General features: G+C 59.3%; 19 protein-coding genes and 1 riboswitch. Of the genes, 10 read left to right on the forward strand and 9 right to left on the reverse strand.

Annotated features, from left to right (window positions below; genetic code table 11):
- Window positions 1-13 precede the first annotated feature (13 nt).
- From metK to D8U18_RS14175, 3 genes are all read left to right on the forward strand, one after another.
- The gene (gene metK, locus D8U18_RS14165; protein ID WP_131107836.1) at window positions 14-1,204 is read left to right on the forward strand and encodes a methionine adenosyltransferase; all 1,191 of its coding nucleotides are present in this window, start codon (window positions 14-16) and stop codon (window positions 1,202-1,204) included.
- 177 nt (window positions 1,205-1,381) lie between these two features.
- Entirely contained in the window at window positions 1,382-3,094 is a 1,713-nt protein-coding gene (ligB, locus tag D8U18_RS14170) for an NAD-dependent DNA ligase LigB (RefSeq protein ID WP_131107837.1), read from the forward strand.
- Window positions 3,095-3,157: 63 nt separating this feature from the next.
- Window positions 3,158-3,553 (forward strand): DUF1090 domain-containing protein, encoded by a 396-nt coding sequence (locus tag D8U18_RS14175; RefSeq protein ID WP_056853930.1) that lies wholly within the window; start codon window positions 3,158-3,160, stop codon window positions 3,551-3,553.
- A 62-nt stretch (window positions 3,554-3,615) separates the two neighbouring features.
- Here the strand turns inward: D8U18_RS14175 and D8U18_RS14180 are convergent, their stop codons facing one another.
- Window positions 3,616-4,065: a cytochrome c gene (locus D8U18_RS14180; RefSeq protein WP_056853931.1), complete on the reverse strand. Its 450-nt coding sequence runs from the start codon at window positions 4,063-4,065 to the stop codon at window positions 3,616-3,618.
- Between the two features lie 128 nt (window positions 4,066-4,193).
- Between D8U18_RS14180 and D8U18_RS14185 the strand changes: the two genes are divergently transcribed.
- On the forward strand, window positions 4,194-5,366 hold the full coding sequence (locus D8U18_RS14185; RefSeq protein ID WP_056853932.1) for an MltA domain-containing protein: 1,173 nt from the start codon (window positions 4,194-4,196) through the stop codon (window positions 5,364-5,366).
- 72 nt (window positions 5,367-5,438) lie between these two features.
- Here D8U18_RS14185 and D8U18_RS14190 read toward each other — a convergent pair whose 3' ends face one another.
- Both D8U18_RS14190 and D8U18_RS14195 read right to left on the reverse strand, forming a co-directional pair.
- The gene (locus tag D8U18_RS14190) at window positions 5,439-5,822 is read right to left on the reverse strand and encodes an MAPEG family protein (protein ID WP_056853933.1); all 384 of its coding nucleotides are present in this window, start codon (window positions 5,820-5,822) and stop codon (window positions 5,439-5,441) included.
- A gap of 32 nt (window positions 5,823-5,854) precedes the next feature.
- Complete coding sequence (locus D8U18_RS14195) at window positions 5,855-6,688, reverse strand: EamA family transporter (RefSeq protein ID WP_056853934.1); 834 nt, start codon at window positions 6,686-6,688, stop codon at window positions 5,855-5,857.
- A gap of 307 nt (window positions 6,689-6,995) precedes the next feature.
- On the opposite strand from D8U18_RS14195, the gene D8U18_RS14200 reads away from it, so the two are divergent.
- Window positions 6,996-8,165: an MFS transporter gene (locus tag D8U18_RS14200; RefSeq protein ID WP_056853935.1), complete on the forward strand. Its 1,170-nt coding sequence runs from the start codon at window positions 6,996-6,998 to the stop codon at window positions 8,163-8,165.
- Here D8U18_RS14200 and D8U18_RS14205 read toward each other — a convergent pair whose 3' ends face one another.
- Both D8U18_RS14205 and D8U18_RS14210 read right to left on the reverse strand, forming a co-directional pair.
- Entirely contained in the window at window positions 8,166-9,053 is an 888-nt protein-coding gene (locus D8U18_RS14205) for a formate/nitrite transporter family protein (protein WP_056853936.1), read from the reverse strand.
- 73 nt (window positions 9,054-9,126) lie between these two features.
- Window positions 9,127-9,531 (reverse strand): hotdog domain-containing protein, encoded by a 405-nt coding sequence (locus D8U18_RS14210; RefSeq protein ID WP_056853937.1) that lies wholly within the window; start codon window positions 9,529-9,531, stop codon window positions 9,127-9,129.
- A 197-nt stretch (window positions 9,532-9,728) separates the two neighbouring features.
- Window positions 9,729-9,831: riboswitch (S-adenosyl-L-homocysteine riboswitch) on the forward strand.
- 23 nt (window positions 9,832-9,854) lie between these two features.
- Here D8U18_RS14210 and ahcY point away from each other — a divergent pair.
- From ahcY to D8U18_RS14235, 5 genes are all read left to right on the forward strand, one after another.
- Window positions 9,855-11,264 (forward strand): adenosylhomocysteinase, encoded by a 1,410-nt coding sequence (gene ahcY, locus D8U18_RS14215; protein WP_131107838.1) that lies wholly within the window; start codon window positions 9,855-9,857, stop codon window positions 11,262-11,264.
- 196 nt (window positions 11,265-11,460) lie between these two features.
- Entirely contained in the window at window positions 11,461-12,306 is an 846-nt protein-coding gene (metF, locus tag D8U18_RS14220) for a methylenetetrahydrofolate reductase [NAD(P)H] (RefSeq protein ID WP_056853939.1), read from the forward strand.
- Between the two features lie 76 nt (window positions 12,307-12,382).
- Window positions 12,383-13,465, forward strand: a complete 1,083-nt coding sequence (locus tag D8U18_RS14225; protein ID WP_130906023.1) for a hypothetical protein — start codon at window positions 12,383-12,385, stop codon at window positions 13,463-13,465.
- Between the two features lie 86 nt (window positions 13,466-13,551).
- A complete protein-coding gene (locus tag D8U18_RS14230) occupies window positions 13,552-14,367 on the forward strand; it encodes a transporter substrate-binding domain-containing protein (protein WP_056853941.1) in 816 nt (271 codons plus the stop codon).
- Window positions 14,368-14,590: 223 nt separating this feature from the next.
- Entirely contained in the window at window positions 14,591-16,459 is a 1,869-nt protein-coding gene (locus tag D8U18_RS14235) for a DEAD/DEAH box helicase (protein WP_131107839.1), read from the forward strand.
- 121 nt (window positions 16,460-16,580) lie between these two features.
- On the opposite strand, the gene D8U18_RS14240 is transcribed toward D8U18_RS14235, so the two are convergent.
- From D8U18_RS14240 to D8U18_RS14255, 4 genes are all read right to left on the reverse strand, one after another.
- The gene (locus tag D8U18_RS14240; protein ID WP_131107859.1) at window positions 16,581-17,180 is read right to left on the reverse strand and encodes a YceI family protein; all 600 of its coding nucleotides are present in this window, start codon (window positions 17,178-17,180) and stop codon (window positions 16,581-16,583) included.
- Between the two features lie 243 nt (window positions 17,181-17,423).
- Window positions 17,424-18,011, reverse strand: a complete 588-nt coding sequence (locus tag D8U18_RS14245; RefSeq protein WP_130906025.1) for a YceI family protein — start codon at window positions 18,009-18,011, stop codon at window positions 17,424-17,426.
- Window positions 18,012-18,043: 32 nt separating this feature from the next.
- Window positions 18,044-18,595 carry a cytochrome b gene (locus D8U18_RS14250; protein ID WP_056853945.1) on the reverse strand — a complete coding sequence of 184 codons (552 nt, stop codon included), beginning with the start codon at window positions 18,593-18,595 and terminating at the stop codon, window positions 18,044-18,046.
- A gap of 263 nt (window positions 18,596-18,858) precedes the next feature.
- On the reverse strand, window positions 18,859-20,622 hold the full coding sequence (locus tag D8U18_RS14255) for an FAD-dependent oxidoreductase (protein WP_056853946.1): 1,764 nt from the start codon (window positions 20,620-20,622) through the stop codon (window positions 18,859-18,861).
- Window positions 20,623-20,694 lie beyond the last annotated feature (72 nt).

The following is a 20,694-nucleotide window of genomic DNA, read 5'->3' on the forward strand; positions in this document are numbered from 1 at the left end:
GGAAAACATCGAGATGAGCGAATACTCCCTTTTCACCTCCGAGTCCGTGTCTGAAGGGCATCCGGACAAAATCGCCGACCAGATTTCTGATGCGGTGCTGGACGCCATCATTGCTGAAGACAAACTCGCCCGCGTGGCTTGCGAGACTCTGGTGAAAACGGGCGTGGCCATCATCGCCGGCGAAGTCACCACCACCGCGTGGGTAGACCTGGAGCAAATCGTTCGTGATGTGATCACCGACATTGGCTACACCAGCTCCGACGTTGGCTTCGATGGCGCGACTTGCGGCGTGATGAACATCATCGGCAAGCAGTCCCCCGACATCAACCAGGGTGTCGACCGTGCCAAGCCTGAAGATCAGGGCGCCGGCGACCAGGGTCTGATGTTCGGTTATGCCAGCAACGAAACCGACGTATTGATGCCGGCGCCGATCACCTTCTCGCACCAACTGGTGCAGCGTCAGGCTGAAGCCCGCAAATCCGGCCTGCTGCCATGGCTGCGTCCGGACGCCAAGTCGCAAGTGACTTGCCGCTACGAAAACGGCAAGGTCGTGGGTATCGACGCCGTTGTTCTGTCGACCCAGCACAACCCGGAAGTCTCGTACAAAGACTTGCGCGAAGGCGTGATGGAGCTGATCGTCAAGCACGTGCTGCCTGCCGAATTGCTGAGCAAGGACACCCAGTTCCACATCAACCCGACCGGCCAGTTCATCATTGGCGGTCCGGTAGGCGACTGCGGCCTGACCGGTCGCAAGATCATCGTCGACAGCTACGGCGGCATGGCTCGTCACGGCGGTGGTGCGTTCTCCGGCAAGGATCCATCGAAGGTTGACCGCTCGGCGGCCTACGCCGGTCGCTACGTGGCCAAGAACATCGTCGCCGCCGGCCTGGCCGAGCGCTGCGAGATCCAGGTTTCCTACGCGATCGGTGTTGCCCAACCGACTTCGATCTCGCTGAATACCTTCGGCACCGGCAAGATCAGCGACGACAAGATCGTCAAACTGGTCCGCGAAGTGTTCGACCTGCGTCCGTACGCCATCACCAAAATGCTCGACTTGCTGCACCCGATGTACCAGGAGACCGCTGCGTACGGCCACTTCGGTCGCACCCCGACCACCAAGACTGTTGGCGAAGACACCTTCACCACATTCACCTGGGAAAAAACCGACCGCGCCGACGACTTGCGTTCCGCTGCCGGCCTGTAAGACTTCCCTGGCTGTACCAAAAGCCCCGCACGGTTCGCCGTGCGGGGCTTTTTATTGCCTTGCGCTTGCGCTGCTTTCGCGGGCAAGCCAACAGAAATACCCGGCAAAACACCTGCCCTTTGTGCCAGTCGATACTGACCTAGCCTTCAAGCATCCCAATGAGCAAGGACGCTCTCGATGCTCCTCAACCTTCGCCTGTTTCTTCCCGGCTTGCTGGCCTGCTGCGTTAACGTCCATGCGTCCCAATGCCCCGACTGGCCAGCCGAACGCGCAACGAACGAAATCAGCGCACTGCAAAAGCAGATCGATACCTGGGATGACAGCTATCATCACGGCGGACAATCGCTGGTCGCCGACGAACTCTATGATCAGTCACTCGCGCGACTGAATGTATGGCGCCAGTGCTTCAACGTGAGCATCACCCCAGATCCACTGCGCACTGCGCGCGGCACTCGGGTGCATCCCGTCGCCCATACCGGCCTGGAGAAATTGCGCGATGCGCAGGCAGTCGACCACTGGCTGCGCGGTCGTACGGACGTCTGGGCTCAGCCCAAAGTTGACGGTGTGGCCGTAACCCTGATTTATCGCCAGGGCTTGCTCGCTCAAGCCATCAGTCGCGGCGATGGGACACAAGGCCAGGACTGGACGGCCTCGGCACGCCAGATCGCTGCGATTCCCCAACAATTGTCCGAGTCGGTGGATCTGCTGGTGCAAGGCGAGCTCTATTGGCACCTGACCGATCACGTACAGTCACGCAACGGCAGCCTCAACGCACGCGCCATGGTCGCCGGTTTGATGGCCCGCAAATCAGTGAGCGTCGCAGAGGCGAGCGCAGTTGGCCTGTTTATCTGGGAATGGCCAGAAGGCCCGGAAAACCTGGCGGATCGCATCACCAAGCTCGCCGGCCTGGGCTTTGCGCAAACCATCCTTTATAGCCAGCCGATCAGCTCGCTCACCGACGCCGGACGCTGGCGCGAGCACTGGTACCGCTCGCCCCTGCCGTTTGCCAGCGACGGGATCGTTTTGCGCCAGGGCAAACGCCCCTCCGCCGAGCGTTGGCAGGCCAAACCGCCCTATTGGAGCGTCGCCTGGAAATACCCTTTCGCCCAGGCTTTGGCCGAGGTACGCAAGGTGAACTTCAACATTGGCCGGACCGGGCGGATCACGCCCGTGCTGGAGCTTTCGCCGGTGATGCTCGATGACCGACAGATCAAGCGAGTCAGCGTGAGCTCTGTGCAACGCTGGCAGGCAATGGACATTCGCCCCGGAGATCAAGTCGCCATCAGCCTTGCCGGCTTGACCATCCCCAGGCTCGACAGCGTGGTGTTACGCAGCAGCGAACGGGCGGAAATCAACGTGCCGCGGGCGCAGGATTTCCATTCATTGAGTTGTTGGCAGCCAACGCCAGGCTGTACTCAGCAGTTTCTTGCCCGCCTGACCTGGCTCAGCAGCAAACAGGGGCTGGGCTTGCCCCACATCGGTCCCGGCACCTGGGAAAAACTTCTCGCCACGGGGCGCCTGAACAGTCTTCTGGATTGGTTGACCCTCGATGTACAAGAGCTTGCTAACATTGATGGTTTCGGCGAGCGCAGCGCTGCTCGTCTGTTGAACAGTTTTCACGCTGCGCGGCAACGTCCTTTCGCCCGCTGGCTGAAAGCCTTGGGCCTACCCCCCACAGGGCAGGCGCATTTGGGCGATTCATGGCAGGCACTGGCACAACGAGACATTGAACAATGGCAGGCCGAACCCGGCATTGGTCCGGGGCGGGCGGCGCAGTTAAGGGCATTTTTCCGCGACCCGCAGGTCCTGGCTCTGAGCGAAATCCTGAGTGAGGCAGGCATTGACGGATTCAAGCCAATGCCGACGTCAGCCGATCCGGGAACCCAATAGTACCGATGGGCTCAAACAAGCCATCGCCGCATCGACAAGACTGCCTTTTCTCCTGGAGTTTTTATGAAATTTCTTCCACCGCTGGCCCTGTTGACCCTGTGCAGCGTAATGGCCGCTCCATTGATCGCTGCCGAAGACGCACCAGGCCTGACCGGTTGCGCTGCCAAGAAGCAAGGCATCATCAACCAGATCGAGCTGGCAAAATCCCACGGCAATGCCGAGCAGCAGGCCGGCCTGGAAACGGCGCTCAGCGAAGTCACCGCCAACTGCACCGACGCTTCGCTGAAAAAGGAACGGGAAAACAAGGTGCTGGAGGCCAAGCACGAAGTCAGCCAGCGTCAGGCCGACCTCGACAAGGCCATGAAAAAAGGCGACCCCGAGAGGATCAACAAGCGTAAAGACAAACTCGCTGAATCCCGCAAGGAATTGCAGGAAGCCGTGGATGAGCTGGATAAATAAAAATTTTCAAGATCAAAGGATCGCAGGCTTCGGCAGCTCCTACGCTGCGATCTTTTGAGCATTCAATGATCCCGAAACTCTTTATGGCACGCACTACAGGTGTCTTCGACCCTCTGCATCGCCGGCCCCAGAAGACTGGCCTTGTAGGGCTGAACCTTGCTGGCAATCACCAACTCACCGGTGGCGGCTTCAAGGGTGCGAGCCAGTTCCTGAAAGCGAGCCTGTTTCTCCCAGACATCGTTCGTGGCGCTGGTATGGTCTTGCTCTCGCACCTGTGGAAAGTGTTTCCACGGTTCGTGGGACAGCGCGTCGAGTTTCACCGCGCCGTCAGCGAATTTTTCCCCATCGAAGGGAATACGGCCACGCAACATGCCACCCAGGTCTTCGCCGGTCTTGAGCATTTGCTTGAAAATGGCCTTGCGCTGGCCAAGTGGCGAATTGGGGTCGACGCCGCCACAAGCGGACAACGTCAGGCAGGCCAGCAATACAATGGAAAGTCTTTTAAAAGTCATGGTGGCTTCAGGTCACGGGAAACGGCGGCCAGTATCCCCGCGTCATCGGCAAACACCAATAGCCCTAATATCAATACGGGTTGCATGAGCGCATGGAGCACTCTGGCAATCGGTAAAGGAATCACTCCATGAACAGCCGTTTCAAGGCATGGCGTCACAGCCTGACCTGGACGTTGCCGATGGTGGCCCTGCTTGCAGGTTGCACCGGTGGCGACAAGCAACAACCGAAAACCCATGCGCTGGCCACTTACTCCAGTGCCACATGGGAAGCTCTGCCTGCGGTAACCGACAGCGACCTGGTGGCCGGTTTCGGTTCCTGGCGCAGCGCCTGCACCCGGCTCAAAGCTGATCCGGTTTGGGGAAGCACCTGCGCGGCGGCGGCCAACGTACCGCAAACCGCGAATGAAATTCGCGGCTTTCTCAAACAGAACCTAGACGTCTACGGCCTGCGCGCTGCCAATGACAATCCCAACGGTTTGATCACCGGTTACTACGAACCGGTCTATCCCGGCAGCCTGACCCAGACCAGCGTTGCCAATGTGCCGGTATATGGCGTACCCGATGACATGATCATCGTCGCGCTGGACAGCCTCTACCCTGAACTCAAAGGCAAGCGCCTGCGTGGTCGCCTCGAAGGGCGAGTGCTCAAGCCTTACGACGATGCAGCGACCATCGAAACCAAAGGCGTCAAGGCACCCGTAGTCGCCTGGCTGACCGATCCGATGAACCTTCAATTCCTGCAAATCCAGGGTTCCGGTCGTATCCAGCTCGACAACGGCCGCCAGCTACGCATTGCCTATGCCGACCAGAACGGGCATCCGTATCGGCCCATCGGCCGCTGGCTGGTGGAGCAAGGCGAGCTGAAAAAAGAAGAGGTGACCATGGGCGCGATCAGCGATTGGGCCAAGGCCAATCCGTCGCGCATCCCCGAACTGCTCGGCAGTAACCCCAGTTACGTATTCTTCACCCGAAACCCGGACAGCAATGAAGGGCCGCGCGGCTCGCTCAATGTTCCGTTGACCGCTGGCTACAGCGCTGCGGTGGATCGCAAAGTGATTCCGTTGGGCAGCCTGTTATGGTTATCCACCACCAAACCGGACGGTACCGCTCTGGTTCGACCGGTCGCAGCACAAGACACTGGCGGCGCGATTACCGGTGAAGTGCGAGCGGACCTGTTCTGGGGCACCGGCGAGGCGGCCGGACAACTGGCGGGGGACATGAAGCAACAGGGACAAATCTGGATGCTCTGGCCCAAAGGTGCGGCGCTGCCGCAAGTGCCACAGGTGGCCGACAAGCTCTAAAAGCAAAGAATCGCAGGCTTCGCCCGGACGATGCACGAGCTGGCGCAGCCTGCGATCTTTTGATCTTGTTATTTAAGCCGACACCACAAAGAAACTCACGATCAACCCCATCCCGACAAACCACATCAACGACCGCAGCATCGCCAGATCCGTCAGATAGAAAATGATGTAAAGCAGACGGCTGGTGATGAACAACACCGACAGCACGTTGATCGTCACCAATTCGGCATTGCCGGCCAGGTGCGCCACGATCACTGCCGCGGCAAATGCCGGCGTCACTTCGAAACTGTTCAACTGCGCCGCGTTCGCCCGCCTGCCCAAGCCTTCCAGAGAATCGAGAAACCCGCGTGGATCACGATTGTGTCTCAACCCGTACCCGCCGCTGACTTTCGCCACAGCCGTACACACATAAGGCAGGAAAATCGCGATCAAAATGCACCATAGAGCAACCGTCATAAAGCAGTCCCTTTTTCACGTTTTCAGAACAGTCAGAATTTCATGACCAATATGCCGATCAGCACCAGCCCACAGGCTAAGAGGCGCGGCCTGCCAAAAGGTTCTTTCAGGTACCGCATGCCGAACAGCACCACCAGTATCACGCTGATCTCGCGCAACGCCGCCGCCTCGGCAATCGACCCCAACTGCATGGCCCACAGCACCAGAGCGTAGCTGAACAGCACACAAAACCCGACGGCCAATCCCAGCCGCCACTGTTCACGCCAGAACAACCTGAACGCTGGTCGCTTGCTTACCCAGGCCAACAGAGGAAACGGCCAGGCGCTGAGCAGCGTCACCCAGACCAGGTAATCCAAGGGGTGTGACCAACGCCGCAGCGCCTGACCGTCAATGAAGGTGTAGCAACCAATGCACAGACCGATCAACCCCACCACCGGGAGCATCGACCACGGCAGACGCGCCCCCCCTCCGCCCTGCCAGAGCAGGCACAGCATGCCGAGTGGGATCAGCAGGATTCCGAAGATTTGCTGGTGGGTCAGTACCTCCCCGGCAAATATCAGCGTCAGTGCCAGCACCACCAGGGGTGACAATCCGCGCATCAGCGGATAGACCAACCCGAGATCGCCAACCCGATACGCCTGGATGAGCAAGTAACGGTAGAGCAACTCGAATGCCGCGGAAGCCAGAATCCACGGCCAGATCTCCAGCGGCGGCAACGCCACGAACGGCAGCATCACCACAACGAACAGCAAAGCCACGCTGTCCATGCAGGCCACGACCAATAGCCGTTCGGCGCTGAATTTGATCAGGGTATTCCACGCCGCGTGCAACAGCGCCGCCACCAACACCAGTGCTGTTGCAAGCACGGCCCACTCCTTCTTGTTTTCACCGAAAGCTCCCGTAGGAGCGAGGCTTGCCCGCGAACCAGTCGCCTCGGTGCAAATCATAAACCGCGTTATCGTTCTTCGCGGGCAAGCCTCGTTCCTACGAAGAGCAGGTAGAGAATTGATTCGCGATATGTCAGTGGCTGTTTATACTGCAGGCGACCACGCCGCACTCAGTTGCGCACAGACTAATTCCAATAAAATCTGCCCTGGCCGCTCTCATCGAGAACGGACCCTGGCATGCGTATGCCTGATCAGAGCGTCAAGACTACCGACAGAGACCTTGCGCATGCCACTCGCTTTGCTTGCCCTCGCTGTTGCCGCATTCGGCATCGGCACCACCGAATTCGTCATCATGGGCCTGCTGCCCGATGTCGCCCGCGACCTTGCCGTGAGCATTCCCCACGCCGGATTGCTGATCACCGGTTATGCCTTGGGCGTGGTGTTCGGTGCGCCAATCCTCGCAATCGGCACCGCCAACATGCCCCGCAAGGCCACGCTGCTGGGCATGACACTGATGTTCATCCTCGGCAACATGCTTTGCGCCCTGGCACCGAATTACGCCACGCTGATGGCCGCTCGGGTGGTAACGGCGCTGTGCCACGGAGCGTTCTTCGGCATCGGCTCGGTTGTAGCCGCCGGACTGGTCGCACCGAACAAGCGCGCCCAGGCGATTGCCATGATGTTCACCGGCCTGACCCTGGCCAACGTGCTGGGCGTGCCGTTAGGCACCGCACTCGGACAATATGCCGGATGGCGCTCGACGTTCTGGGCGGTGTCGGTCATCGGTGTCATTGCCGCCCTTGCCCAATGGTTGTGGCTGCCGAAAAACATCGCAATGGACAAAGCCAACCTTGCCAGTGAGTTCAAGGTGCTGGGCAAGCCCAACGTGCTGTTGGCCCTGGGCATGAGCGTCTTGGCCTCGACCAGCCTGTTCAGCGTGTTCACCTACATCGCGCCGATCCTGCAAGACATCACTGGCGTCAGCCCCCATGGCGTGACGATCATGTTGCTGCTGTTCGGTGTGGGTCTGACTGTGGGCAGCATGCTCGGCGGACGCTTGGCCGACAGTCGCTTGCTGCCTTCGCTGGTCGGCATGGCATTGGCTGTGGTGCTGGTACTGGCCGCCTTCAGCCAGACCAGCCATTCGGTCGTCCCGGCAGCGATCACGCTGGTGCTGTGGGGAATCTTTGCCTTTGCCCTGTGCCCGATCCTGCAACTGCTGATCATCGATCAAGCCCATGAAGCGCCCAACCTTGGCTCGACGCTAAACCAAAGTGCGTTCAATCTCGGCAATGCGGCGGGTGCCTGGATTGGCGGACTGGTCGTCGCCAGCGGAGCCGATCTGGCAGACCTGCCCTGGACCGGCGCACTGGTGAGCGGCTTGACCGTGCTGACCGCGCTGTTTTTCATCTACCTGCAACGACGCCATACCGCCACAGTCAACGTTCCCGGCTGATCACTTCTTGACGTCCTGCGGATCCGAGGTCTGTTTTCGATCCGCAGGCTCCTTGGGCGCTCCGCTTTCACTGCGAATTTGCGCATGGCTGATCAAGGCGAAGATAAAACTGCCACCGACGATGTTCCCCGCCAGTGTCGGTCCGGCAAACACCAGCCAGAAATCACTCCACGGCAATTCGCCGGCAAATACCAGGTAAGAAACCTCCAGCGAACCCACCACGATGTGAGTGAAATCTCCCAAGGCCATGAGATAGGTGATGAGGATGATGATCCACATCTTGGCGCTCTCCATGGACGGAATCATCCAGACCATGGTGGCGATCATCCATCCGGAAACAATGCCTTTGGCGAACATCTTGCTGGGGTCGTTTTCCATGATCTTGCGGCCGATGTCGAGGAAGGCCACATCGGTTTTGCTGTCGAAGATGGGCAGCTCCAGCATGACGTACGCCACCAGCAAGGTGCCGCAGAGATTGCCCACCAGCACCACCCCCCATAACCGCAGCAATCGACCGAAGTTGCCCAGCGTGGGCTTGCTCATGATCGGTAGCACGGCGGTCAGGGTGTTTTCGGTGAACAGTTGCTGACGGGCGAGAATGACCGCCAGGAACCCGGCGCAGTAGCCGAAACTGGCGATCACCTTGAACCCTTCGCCATCTGGCAGGCGTGAATTGAGCAAGCCCATGGCCATGAGCGACAGGCCCATGGTCAGGCCTGCGGCCAGCGCCGACCACCATAGCGCGGCCACGCTGCGTTCGAGTTCCTGATCGCCCTGGGTGCGGATGATTTCGTGAAGTACCGCCGCACGTGGCGGCTGGTTTTTTTCGACCTCGTGCTGCTCTTTTGGCGAGAGGTCGGGGGTCTTGCCGTCTTTTTTAGTGTCCATGGGGCTCCTGAACCGCAGGGGTGCGATGTTGTTACGACCCGCGTGGTTCAGGTTCCGTTCTGCTGGCCCGCCGTTATTCGACGCTGGCGTCATCCTTGAACTGATCCTTGACGTACTTGATCTCGGTTCGGCCATGGGGCGCGGGCAAACCGTCCTCACCCAGGTTGACGAAGACCATCTTCTCGACCGTCAGAATGCTTTTGCGGGTGATCTTGTTGCGCACTTCGCAGGTCAGGGTGATCGAGGTGCGGCCGAATTCGGTCGCCGTGATGCCCAGCTCGATGATGTCGCCCTGGCGCGAGGCACTGACGAAGTTGATTTCTGAAATATATTTGGTGACCACGCGCTGGTTGCCCAACTGGACGATGGCGTAAATGGCCGCCTCTTCGTCGATCCAGCGCAGAAGACTGCCCCCGAACAAGGTGCCGTTGGGGTTGAGGTCTTCGGGTTTAACCCATTTGCGTGTGTGGAAATTCATATTCACTCCCGAGCGTCTTGCCGAATGATGCCCATCATCATGGCAGAGCCCGACCTGGAGCTCTATCAGGCATCGCCTATGGCGTCGATTACCGTTCGGACATTGACCAACAGAAACGCTTTGGAAGATCAGCATAGCCCGCTATAATCGCCCCCGTTTCAAAACGGTAATCTTCACTTGCTACCGTTTCCCGCCACCTGTCCGAGGGGCGCTGCAGCAGGTTCGACCTGTCAGGCTCGGATGGGGCGTTGCCTGGCCTTCAATGGCTGGACACTAAACGCACAACGGCGCCCATTCGCATACATTACGAATGGAGGCTCTTCATGAGCGCTGTTATCACGCCTGCAGATTTTAACGATTACAAAGTCGCCGACATGTCCCTGGCTGCCTGGGGCCGTCGCGAAACCATCATCGCCGAATCCGAAATGCCAGCCCTGATGGGCCTGCGTCGCAAATACTCTGGCGAACAGCCATTGAAAGGCGCAAAAATCCTCGGCTGCATCCACATGACCATCCAGACTGCCGTGCTGATCGAAACCCTGGTTGCCCTGGGTGCCGAAGTACGCTGGTCGTCCTGCAACATTTTCTCCACCCAGGACCAGGCTGCCGCCGCCATCGCCGCTGCCGGCATCCCGGTCTTCGCCTGGAAGGGTGAAACTGAAGAAGAGTACGAGTGGTGCCTGGAGCAAACCATCCTCAAAGATGGCGCGCCATGGGATGCCAACATGATCCTCGACGACGGCGGCGACCTGACCGAGCTGCTGCACAAGAAATACCCGCAGGTGCTGGATCGCGTCCACGGCGTGACCGAAGAAACCACCACCGGCGTGCACCGTCTGCTGGACATGCTGGCCAAGGGCGAGCTGAAGATCCCGGCCATCAACGTCAACGACTCGGTCACCAAGAGCAAGAACGACAACAAGTACGGCTGCCGTCACAGCCTGAACGATGCGATCAAGCGTGGCACCGACCACCTGCTGTCCGGCAAGCAAGCGCTGGTCATCGGCTACGGTGACGTGGGCAAAGGCTCCGCTCAGTCCCTGCGCCAGGAAGGCATGATCGTCAAGGTCTCCGAAGTCGACCCGATCTGCGCCATGCAAGCCTGCATGGACGGTTTCGAGGTGGTATCGCCGTTCATCGACGGTATCAACAACGGCACCGAAGCCAGCATCGACAAAGCGCTGTTGGGCAAGATCGACCTGATCGTGACCACCACCGGCAACGTCAATGTTTGCGATTCGAACATGCTCAAAGCCCTGAAGAAGCGCGCTGTCGTCTGCAACATCGGCCACTTCGACAATGAAATCGACACCGCTTTCATGCGCAAGAACTGGGCATGGGAAGAAGTGAAGCCACAGGTTCACAAAATTCACCGTACCGGCGCCGGCGATTTCGACCCGCAGAACGATGACTACCTGATCCTGCTGGCTGAAGGCCGTCTGGTTAACCTGGGCAACGCTACCGGTCACCCAAGCCGCATCATGGACGGTTCGTTCGCCAACCAGGTTCTGGCGCAGATTTTCCTGTTCGGCCAGAAGTACGCCGACCTGTCGCCAGCCCAGAAAGCCGAGCGTCTGACCGTTGAAGTACTGCCGAAGAAACTCGACGAAGAAGTGGCCCTGGAAATGGTCCGTGGCTTCGGCGGCGTCGTGACTCAACTGACCAAGACCCAGGCCGACTACATCGGCGTGACCGTTGAAGGTCCGTTCAAGCCGCACGCTTACCGCTACTGATTGGTTCCTGCTGTCCGCTTCCTCAAGGGGAGCGGACTCATGCAGGAAACACGCGCGCTCTGTAGGAGCGAAGCTTGCTCGCGAACGCTTCACCACGGGGTTTCTGAAACGCCGTGGCGCCTGCTTCGCGAGCAAGCTTCGCTCCTACAGAGAACGTAGCGTCCTGCAAGGCTTATACGCTTCCAAGGATATGACCATGTCCCAAGACCGTCGCTACAGCTTCGAATTCTTCCCGACGAAGACCGATGCTGGGCATGAAAAGCTGCTCGCCACTGCTCGCCAGCTGGCCACTTACAATCCCGACTTTTTCTCCTGCACCTACGGCGCCGGTGGTTCGACCCGTGATCGCACGCTGAACACCGTTTTGCAGTTGGAAAGCGAAGTCAAGGTACCTGCCGCTCCGCACCTGTCTTGCGTCGGCGACAGCAAGGCCGACCTGCGCGGCCTGCTGAGCCAGTACAAGGCGGCCGGCATCAAGCGTATCGTTGCCCTGCGCGGTGACCTGCCTTCCGGCATGGGTATGGCCAGCGGCGAAATGCGTCACGCCAACGACCTGGTTGATTTCATTCGTGAAGAGACCGGCGACCATTTCCACATCGAAGTCGCGGCTTACCCGGAAATGCATCCGCAAGCGCGCAATTTCGAGGACGATATCGCTAACTTCGTGCGCAAGGCCAACGCTGGCGCCAACAGTGCGATCACCCAATACTTCTTCAACGCCGACAGCTACTTCTATTTTGTCGAGCGTGTGCGGGCGTTGGGCGTGAACATCCCGATCGTCCCGGGAATCATGCCGATCACCAACTACAGCAAACTGGCGCGCTTCTCCGATGCCTGCGGGGCGGAAATCCCGCGCTGGATCCGCAAGCAACTGGAAGCCTACGGTGACGACACGCCAAGCATTCAGCGCTTCGGCGAGCAGGTCATTACCGAAATGTGTGAGCGCCTGTTACAAGGTGGCGCACCGGGCCTGCATTTCTATACCCTGAACCAGGCAGAAGCCAGCCTGGCTGTGTGGAACAACCTGAAGCTGCCTCGCTGACAGGTCCCATGCGCGTACACAGGCCCTCTACGGAGGGCCTTCTACTTTCAAAAGAACCACGGAAACCTGCAGTTCAATGATGACCGCGCCCTCGACTTCACGCCCACAACTCGTCTATCTGGTTTTCGGTTCCGAGACTTACCACCAGGAAGCCGTGTTCAGTATCTCCAGTGCCCTGAGCTGGTTGCGTGAAACACCGGAAGTGGCGCTCGACATCCAGGTCTTCAGTGACAACCCGCAACCTTACGAACACCTGCCGGTGCGCGTTCGTCACCTCGACGCAGAGACACGCAAACGCTGGAGCGAGCCACACGGCTATCACTTCCGCGTCAAGCATGTGGTGTTGCGTACGGTGCTCGAAGAGGCCGAAACTGCGCTGCTGATCGACACCGACACGTTCTTCCACTGCTCGCCGCTCAAGTTGTTCGAGCGCGTGCAACCCGGCACCCTGCTATGTAACGACTACTACACGCACTACGGCAACAACAAGGAAAACGTCCTCTACAGCGCTCTGTCATCCAGACTCATGGAGAAAGGCCTGGCCGACGACCAGATGATGCTGCTCAACTCCGGCGTCATTGGCTTGCACCGCCAGGATGCTCAGGTGCTGGATCGCTCGATCGCGCTGATCGACGAACTGTTTCCATTCGCACAAGGCGCATACACCCTTGAGGAATTCTGCCTTTCAGTGGCGGCCTATCGGACACTGGACATCAAAAAGTGTCCCGACCTGATTCATCACTACTGGAGCCGCAAGCAATTGTTCAGGGCCAAGGTTCAGGCCTGGGTTGCCAAACATGCCGCACAGCCAACCAGCCAGGCCGCTCTCGACGATACCCGCCGCGTATCGGCTCAGCTTCCAAGACCTCCACGATCGCAGCGGATGATTTACAAAGTCATCACACTGGCACTGCCCGCACATTTGCGGCAGTTCATTCGTGAAATCCTCTATGGCTGCTATGAACACCCTAACGAATTCGACAAGGCCTGCGGGCCGGTCTGGTGGGAGAAGGCGCTGCAAAACCAACAGGAACGACTCGGCACTCCGGTTTGTCGACATTTGCTCGAAGATTGGTTCACCAATCGCCTGGTCAAGCTGATTCTTGGGCAGCGGCGCGCTGCAATCCACGAGCATCTGCTCAATTCGCCGAGTAAATAGTGACGTTGCGCCCAATCTATCCAACACGGCGTTAAACATGCACGCCAGAGCTTCTCATTAGGCGGCAGGCGTACTAACCTCAGACCATGCCCGCCATTGCCCAGTTGCTCACCGTTGTGCTTTTCACTTGCCTGAGCTTCGCCGCCCGGGGCGAGAAACTGCGCATTGTCACCGAACCATGGGCGCCTTACGTCTACGAAGAAAATGGCGAGGCCCTTGGGCTGGACTACGAAACCACCGCCATTGTCTTCAAGCGTCTGGGCATCGAAGTGGAATGGCAATTCCTGCCATGGAAGCGCTGCCTGTCGATGCTCGAGACGGGCCAGGCAGATGGTGCGCTGGATATTTTCCACAGCGATGAACGCGATGCTACCTTGCTCTATCCCAGCGAACCGCTGTCGCAAGTGCAGTTCGTGATGTTCTACGCCAACGAGCGACCTCACCCCTTCCGCACCCTCGATGAGCTGCGCGGCCTGACCATCGGCACCTCACCCGGTTACCTGTACAGCCCGGATTTCCGCGAGTCGACGCTGTTCACTCGCGAACCGGCCCCCAGTCATGAAGCGAATTTCGGCAAGTTGGTTCGCGGGCGGATCGACCTGTTGATCACCGACCGCCGCGTCGGCCAGCATCTGCTCGACGAACTGAACATCCGCGACAAGATCACCGAAAATCCGACCATTATCAGCCAGCAAAGCCAGTTTCTGGCGGTGCGTCGCAATGCCGGCATGGACCTTTTGGTGCAGCGTTTTGGCGCCGAGCTCAAGCGCTTCAAGCGTGAGCCCGCCTACGCGGAATTGAGCGCCCGGTATGGCGCGGCACCGCCCAGCGCCTTGAATTCCGCACGGGCCACGGCCACCACCGCAAAAACCGTTGAGCAGCAGGAAAGCGGCGCGCAGTGATTGCTCTGTTATACTCCGGCGTTCCCGCCAGGCTCACGCCCGGACGCTCGGAATCGTAAAGGTATCTCGACCCCGCTACGGCGCAGCTTTTCAGCCCGCGCGAGCGCTCCAGACGAACCTTCGTGACCGAAGCAGGACCGGACGGGATTGCGTTCCTCTAAACGCTATTCGCGCCAGGCAAGACTCCCATTGGGCCAAGCCCTAACTTAGAACAGGATTACTCATGTCCTTTGCTTCCCTCGGTCTCTCCGAGGCTTTAGTCCGCGCCATCGAGGCAGCGGGCTATACCGAGCCTACTCCGGTGCAACAGCGGGCCATTCCCGCCGTGTTGCAAGGTCGCGACCTGATGGTTGCGGCACAGACAGGTACCGGTAAAACCGGCGGTTTCGCCCTTCCGATCCTGGAGCGGTTGTTCCCCAACGGTCACCCGGACAAATCCCAGCGTCACGGCCCGCGCCAACCGCGCGTGCTGGTCCTGACCCCGACCCGCGAACTCGCGGCCCAGGTGCACGAGAGCTTCAAGATCTACGCCCGTGACCTGAAATTCGTCAGCGCCTGCATCTTCGGCGGCGTCGGCATGAACCCACAGGTTCAGGCCATGTCCCGCGGCGTCGACGTACTGGTCGCCTGCCCTGGCCGTTTGCTCGACCTGGCCGGCCAAGGCAGCGTCGACCTGTCCCACGTGGAAATCCTCGTGCTGGACGAAGCCGACCGCATGCTCGACATGGGCTTTGTCCATGACGTGAAGAAAGTCCTTGCCCGTCTGCCGGCCAAACGCCAGAACCTGTTGTTCTCGGCGACGTTCTCCAAGGACATCACCGACCTCGCCGGCAAGCTGCTGCACAACCCGGAACGCATCGAAGTCACGCCGCCGAACACCACGGTCGAGCGTATCGAGCAGCGCGTATTCCGTCTGCCGGCCAGCCACAAGCGTTCGTTGCTGGCGCACCTGATCACCGCCGGAGCCTGGGAACAGGTACTGGTCTTCACGCGCACCAAGCACGGCGCCAACCGTCTGGCCGAGTACCTGGACAAACACGGCCTGAGCGCCGTCGCGATCCACGGTAACAAGAGCCAGAACGCCCGCACCAAAGCCTTGGCCGACTTCAAGGCCGGCACCGTGCGCATCCTGGTTGCAACAGACATCGCCGCTCGCGGCCTGGACATCGACCAGTTGCCACACGTGGTCAACTTCGAACTGCCGAACGTCGATGAAGACTACGTACACCGCATCGGCCGAACCGGCCGTGCCGGTCGCTCGGGCGAGGCGATTTCGCTGGTCGCCCCGGACGAAGAAAAACTGCTGAAAAGCATCGAACGCATGACCAAGCAGAAAATCGCCGACGGCGACCTGATGGGCTTCGACGCCAGCGCCGTGGAAGCCGAGAAGCCTGAAGCACGCGAGCGTCCGGACATGCGCAACCCGCGCAATCCGCGTGGCCCGCGTGGCGACGGTCCGAACGGCGGTGGTGGCGGTCGTAAAGACAAGGGCAAGGACAAGGGCAAGGAAAAACCGGCGTCAGGTGAACGTGGCGAGCGTCCAGCGCGCCAGCAAAAGCCACGCGAAGGCACCCCGGCTCGCGAGCAGCGTCAGCCAAGCCAGCCGCCACGCCCGGCAGCCGACCGTGCTCCGGATGAGTTTCTGGACGACGATATCGATAACTTCGGTAACCGCGTCGACTACGTGCCTCAGCAAAAACCAGCTCAGGGTCGTGGACGTCGTCCGGGGGCTCCGGCACAAGGCACGGCTGCTGGCTCGGGCGCACCCCGTGGCGGCAAGCCACAAGGTCGCCAGAACGGCCCACGCAACAGCGATGGCGCCAGCACCGGCACACCACCTGCCAAGCGCAATGGTCCACGCAATGGTGCGCCGCGTGACGGCCAGGCCCGTCGCGAAGACTCGCGCAACCGCCGTCCGGCCCGTGACGACCAGCCGCGTTCGGAACCTGCCGTACAGAACCCGCGCGGTCCTGCGCCGAAGATCATGCACAAGGAATCGAAGGCTGACCGCTTCCCGACACCTGAGCAGCTGGATCAACTGCCAAGCCGTCCTCGCGGTGAAAAGCCGGCGCTGTTGACCCGTAACAGGTAAGCAACAAGCTCACCCGGGTTAATGATTGTGGCCGAGGACACTGCGAGAGCAAGCGTTGCTCAAGCAATGTCCAGCTAAAAAAAGAGCCCCGACTCACCAGAGTCGGGGCTCTTTTTTTTGCTTACGATTTGTTCCGAATCCCTTCAAAGGTGATGTACAGATCTACGAGGCTCGAACCCGGCGCGAGCTTGCCTGTCTGGCCAAAATCTTCACGCTTGATGGTCGTGCGACCCTCGAAGCCTGCCCGGTACCCACCCCATGGATCAGCGCCCTCGCCTAAAAACACACCTTTGACCACGACCGGCCTGGTGACGCCGCTCAGGGTCAGATCGCCTGTCACGTCAGCCGTTGTCTTGCCCTCGGCGTTCTTTCCGGTTGCCTTGATAACGGTCGACACAAACTTCGCTGCCGGATACTGACGGGCATTGAGGTATTCCTTGTCGAGCAAATGCTTGTCACGCTCGGCATGATTGCTGAACAGACTGGCCGTACGCACATTCACTTCAAGCTTGCTGTCTTCAATGTTTTGCGCGTCGAAACTGAATGTGCCGTCCAGGTCCCTGAAAGTGCCAGTGATGAAGCTGTACCCCAGATGACTGACCTTGAAATCAATAAAGGCATGCTGCCCTTCCTTGTCGATCACATAGTCAGCGGCCGTCGCTTGCCCCATAAAAGACATGAGGGCACCGACCGCCAACCCACAAATCGATTTTCTCAGCATAGTTGCTTCCTTACCCGACAAAACGAGAGCGAATGCTCCTCGACATGGAGGTAAAGACTGAGAACCACGTATTAAGCAGGAATTAATGCGGTCTGTAGGACGCAGCGTAGGAATAATGCCTATTCCGAGTACGACAGCACGCAAAAGCACACCCCGTCGAGACGGCTCTCACCCTTTTCACGGACAAAAAAAACGCCCCGCCGACCAATGATCTGCGAGGCGTTTTTTTGTCAGGCGAAAAGATTACTTCGCTTTGACGCCTTCAAAGCTCACGTACATATCAACTGCATCGGAGCCTGGCCCCAGGTCTTTCTGCTTGCCGAAATCGGAACGCTTGATGCTGAAAGTACCCTCGAAGCCGGCACGGTAGCCGCCCCATGGATCCTTGCCTTCACCCAGGAAAGTGGCCTTGACCACGATTGGCTTGGTGACGCCGAGGATGGTCAGGTCGCCCGCCACGTCAGCAGTATCCTTGCCTGCGGCGTTTTTGCCGGTCGGTTTGACGCTGGTCGAAACAAACGTGGCTTTGCTGCCGTTCAGGAAGTCTTTGCTGGCGATGTGCTTGTCACGCTCAGCGTGGTTGGTGAACACGCTGGCGGTGTTGACGTTGAACTCGATCTTGCTGGCTTCAGGCTTGGCAGCGTCGAAGCTGAACTTGCCGTCGATGTCCTTGAACGTACCGGTGATGAAGCTGTAGCCCAGGTGGCTGATCTTGAAGTCGACGAAGGCGTGCTGGCCTTCTTTGTCGACCACGTAGTCAGCGGCCATTACGTTACCGGCGGACAACAGGGCCGAACCAATTGCCAGAGCGGCCAGAGTCTTTTTCAACATGCTTTGTTTTCCTTTGGAGTCGAGGTTGAACTTCAGGCTTTGCGACCCAGCATTCGCTTGAGGGTCACATCACGGTCGATAAAGTGGTGCTTCAATGCTGCCAACGCATGGAGGCCGGAAAAAATTACCAGCACCCACGCCAGGTAGAGATGAATCACGCCAGCGGTATCTGCCTGGTCCGGCAGTCCGGATACCAATGCAGGCACTTCAAACAAGCCAAACACCGGGATACCGACACCGTCTGCGGTGGAAATCAGGTAACCGGCAATCATCACAGCAAACAGACTGAGATACAGAAAGCCATGGCCGAACTTGGCGCCGAGACGCGTCATGCGGCTGTAGCTGGACAAGGTTGGCGGTGGCGGACTGATGAAACGCCACAGCACCCGCAACACCATCACACCCAGCAACACCAGGCCGATGCTTTTGTGCAGGTCCGGCGCGTCTTTGCGCCAGGTGCTGTAGTAATCGAGCCCGACCATCCACAGCCCGAGCGCGAACAGCGCGAAGACCGCCAGCGCCACGCCCCAGTGCATAAAGATGCTGACCCAGCCGTAGCGGGAAGAAGAGTTACGTAGCTGCATTGCCTAGATCCTGTAAGTGCTGGCCCAAGACTATCGATTTATCTATCGAATTAAAGCCGAAAATTTCGCTATGAAATATCGAGAAATGCGATCAAGAGCCTGGAGCAGCCAAATTAAGAAAAGATTAAAGTCCAAATTGTTAAAACAAGTGAATACAAACCAGAGAACACCTGTATCAAAAGGTTTATTCAATGGCTAGCTGCGATTTTCTCCGGGCAAAAAAAAGCGCGACCCTCTGGGCCGCGCTTTTTTTCACCTGAAGATTACTGAGTCTTGGCCTCAGTGGTCGCCACAGGTTTGGCCGCTGGCTTCTTCGCCGGTTCGGCCTTTTTCACCGGGGCCTTGGCCGGGGCTTTTTTAGCTTCGGTCTTGGCTGCTGGCTTGGCTGGAGTTTTTGCCGGTGCCTTCTTCGCAGGTTCAGCTTTCACCGGCGCCGCAGGCTTGGGTGCTTCGACCGGCGCCGGAGCAGCGACCGGTGCTGGAGCAGGTGCCGGCGCTGGAGCTACCGCGGGCTCTGGTGCCTTGACCGGTTCCGGTTTTTTCTCGTCATCCGAGCCGCCGAACAGGTTCGTGAAGAAGTTGCCCTTCTTCGCGGCTACCGCGCCGGCACCTGCCGCCGCCGCAACGGCCGGAACAACTTTCGCCGGTTCGAAGGACTTGCCTGCCGCCAGATCTTCGACCTGGCTGGCCGCACGTTGACCGGTGCGCAATGCGCCTTCCAGCGTGCCCGGATACAAGGTGTCAGTGTGTTCGCCAGCGAAGGCTACGCGCTGAATCGGACGCTCCCACAAGCGCCAGAACTTGCTGATCTGGCCCGGGCCGAAGGCCAGGTAGGCGCCACCCATTGAAGGGTCGGTGCTGTAGCGACGGATTTCATAACCGGTGAACGAGCCACGCGCCTGTGGATAAAACGCGTGCAGGCGAATCAGTACCTGATCGACCATCTGCTTGTCGCCAAACGCTTGCATCACCCGGGCATTGTCGCCGGACAGGTTGATTACCACGTTGGCACCGCCCTTCAGCGCTGGCTCGATCCACAACATGCCCAGACCGGCGTTGCTGTATATTTCGCCGGACATGCGCGATTTGGATTCCCAAACCGGGGTCTTGAACTTCAGCATGATCTGGTCGCGCCAACCGTAGTTGGTGCCCTTGATCGCCGCCAGGTGCTGGGCGTCCAGCGCTGGGGTCATCTGAATCTTGTTCAGGGCGCGCAACGGTACAGCCAGGACTACGTAGTCCGCCTGATAGCCGACGCTGCCGACTTTGACAGTCACGCCGTCCTTGTCCTGGATGATCGCCGAGACCGGGGAGCTGGTCTTGATGGTTTTCAGCTGTTTGACAAAGGCCTGGGCCAGCACCGGGCTGCCGCCTACCAGACGCGACGCACGCAGGTCGCGGTCGGAAACACCACGGTAGACGCGGCTTTGCTGAGCAAAGTAAAGCAGCGAGATGCGCGAAGGCTCGTCATAACGGGTACGAATCTGCTGGTTCACCAGTTGGCGGGCCGTGGCTGGCAGGTTCAGGCGATCGAGCCAATTGGACACGTTGATCTGGTCCAGGGCGTGCAGCGTACTGTTGGCCGCCGGATTTTGCGGGTCGTCGATCGAACGCGCCAAGTCATCCAGGGTTTTCTCGTAGCGCTTGAGCGCTTCAGCGGTGGCCGGTTGCTTGGTCGTCAGGTCGGCGGCGGAGACATACTCGCCATCGATCAGGTAGCCCGGCGTGCGCACGAACTCGGGGGCCGGCGTGGTGCTCAGTTTGAAGGTCGACACGTATTTGTTCAGGACCGGCTGAGTCTTGTCGTTGCCGATCCATTCGCTGGTGGCCATGCCGGAACGACCGCCCAGACTGGATTTGGCTTCCAGCAGCGTGACCTGCCAGCCTTTGTTCTGCAGCTCATAAGCCGCCGTAAGGCCCGAGACCCCGCCGCCGATCACGATCGCGGTTTTATCCTTGGCCAGCGCAGACACGCTGAACAGCCCCAACATCACCAGCGCACAGGCGCGCAGCCAACCGACAGACATTCAGCGAACTCCGGAAATACACGAAAAATAGCGGTTTTGCGAGCCAGACGACTCAAGAGCCGAGAAGGATAC

Source organism: Pseudomonas sp. Sample_10, from assembly GCF_004321495.1.
Taxonomy (GTDB): Bacteria; Pseudomonadota; Gammaproteobacteria; order Pseudomonadales; family Pseudomonadaceae; genus Aquipseudomonas.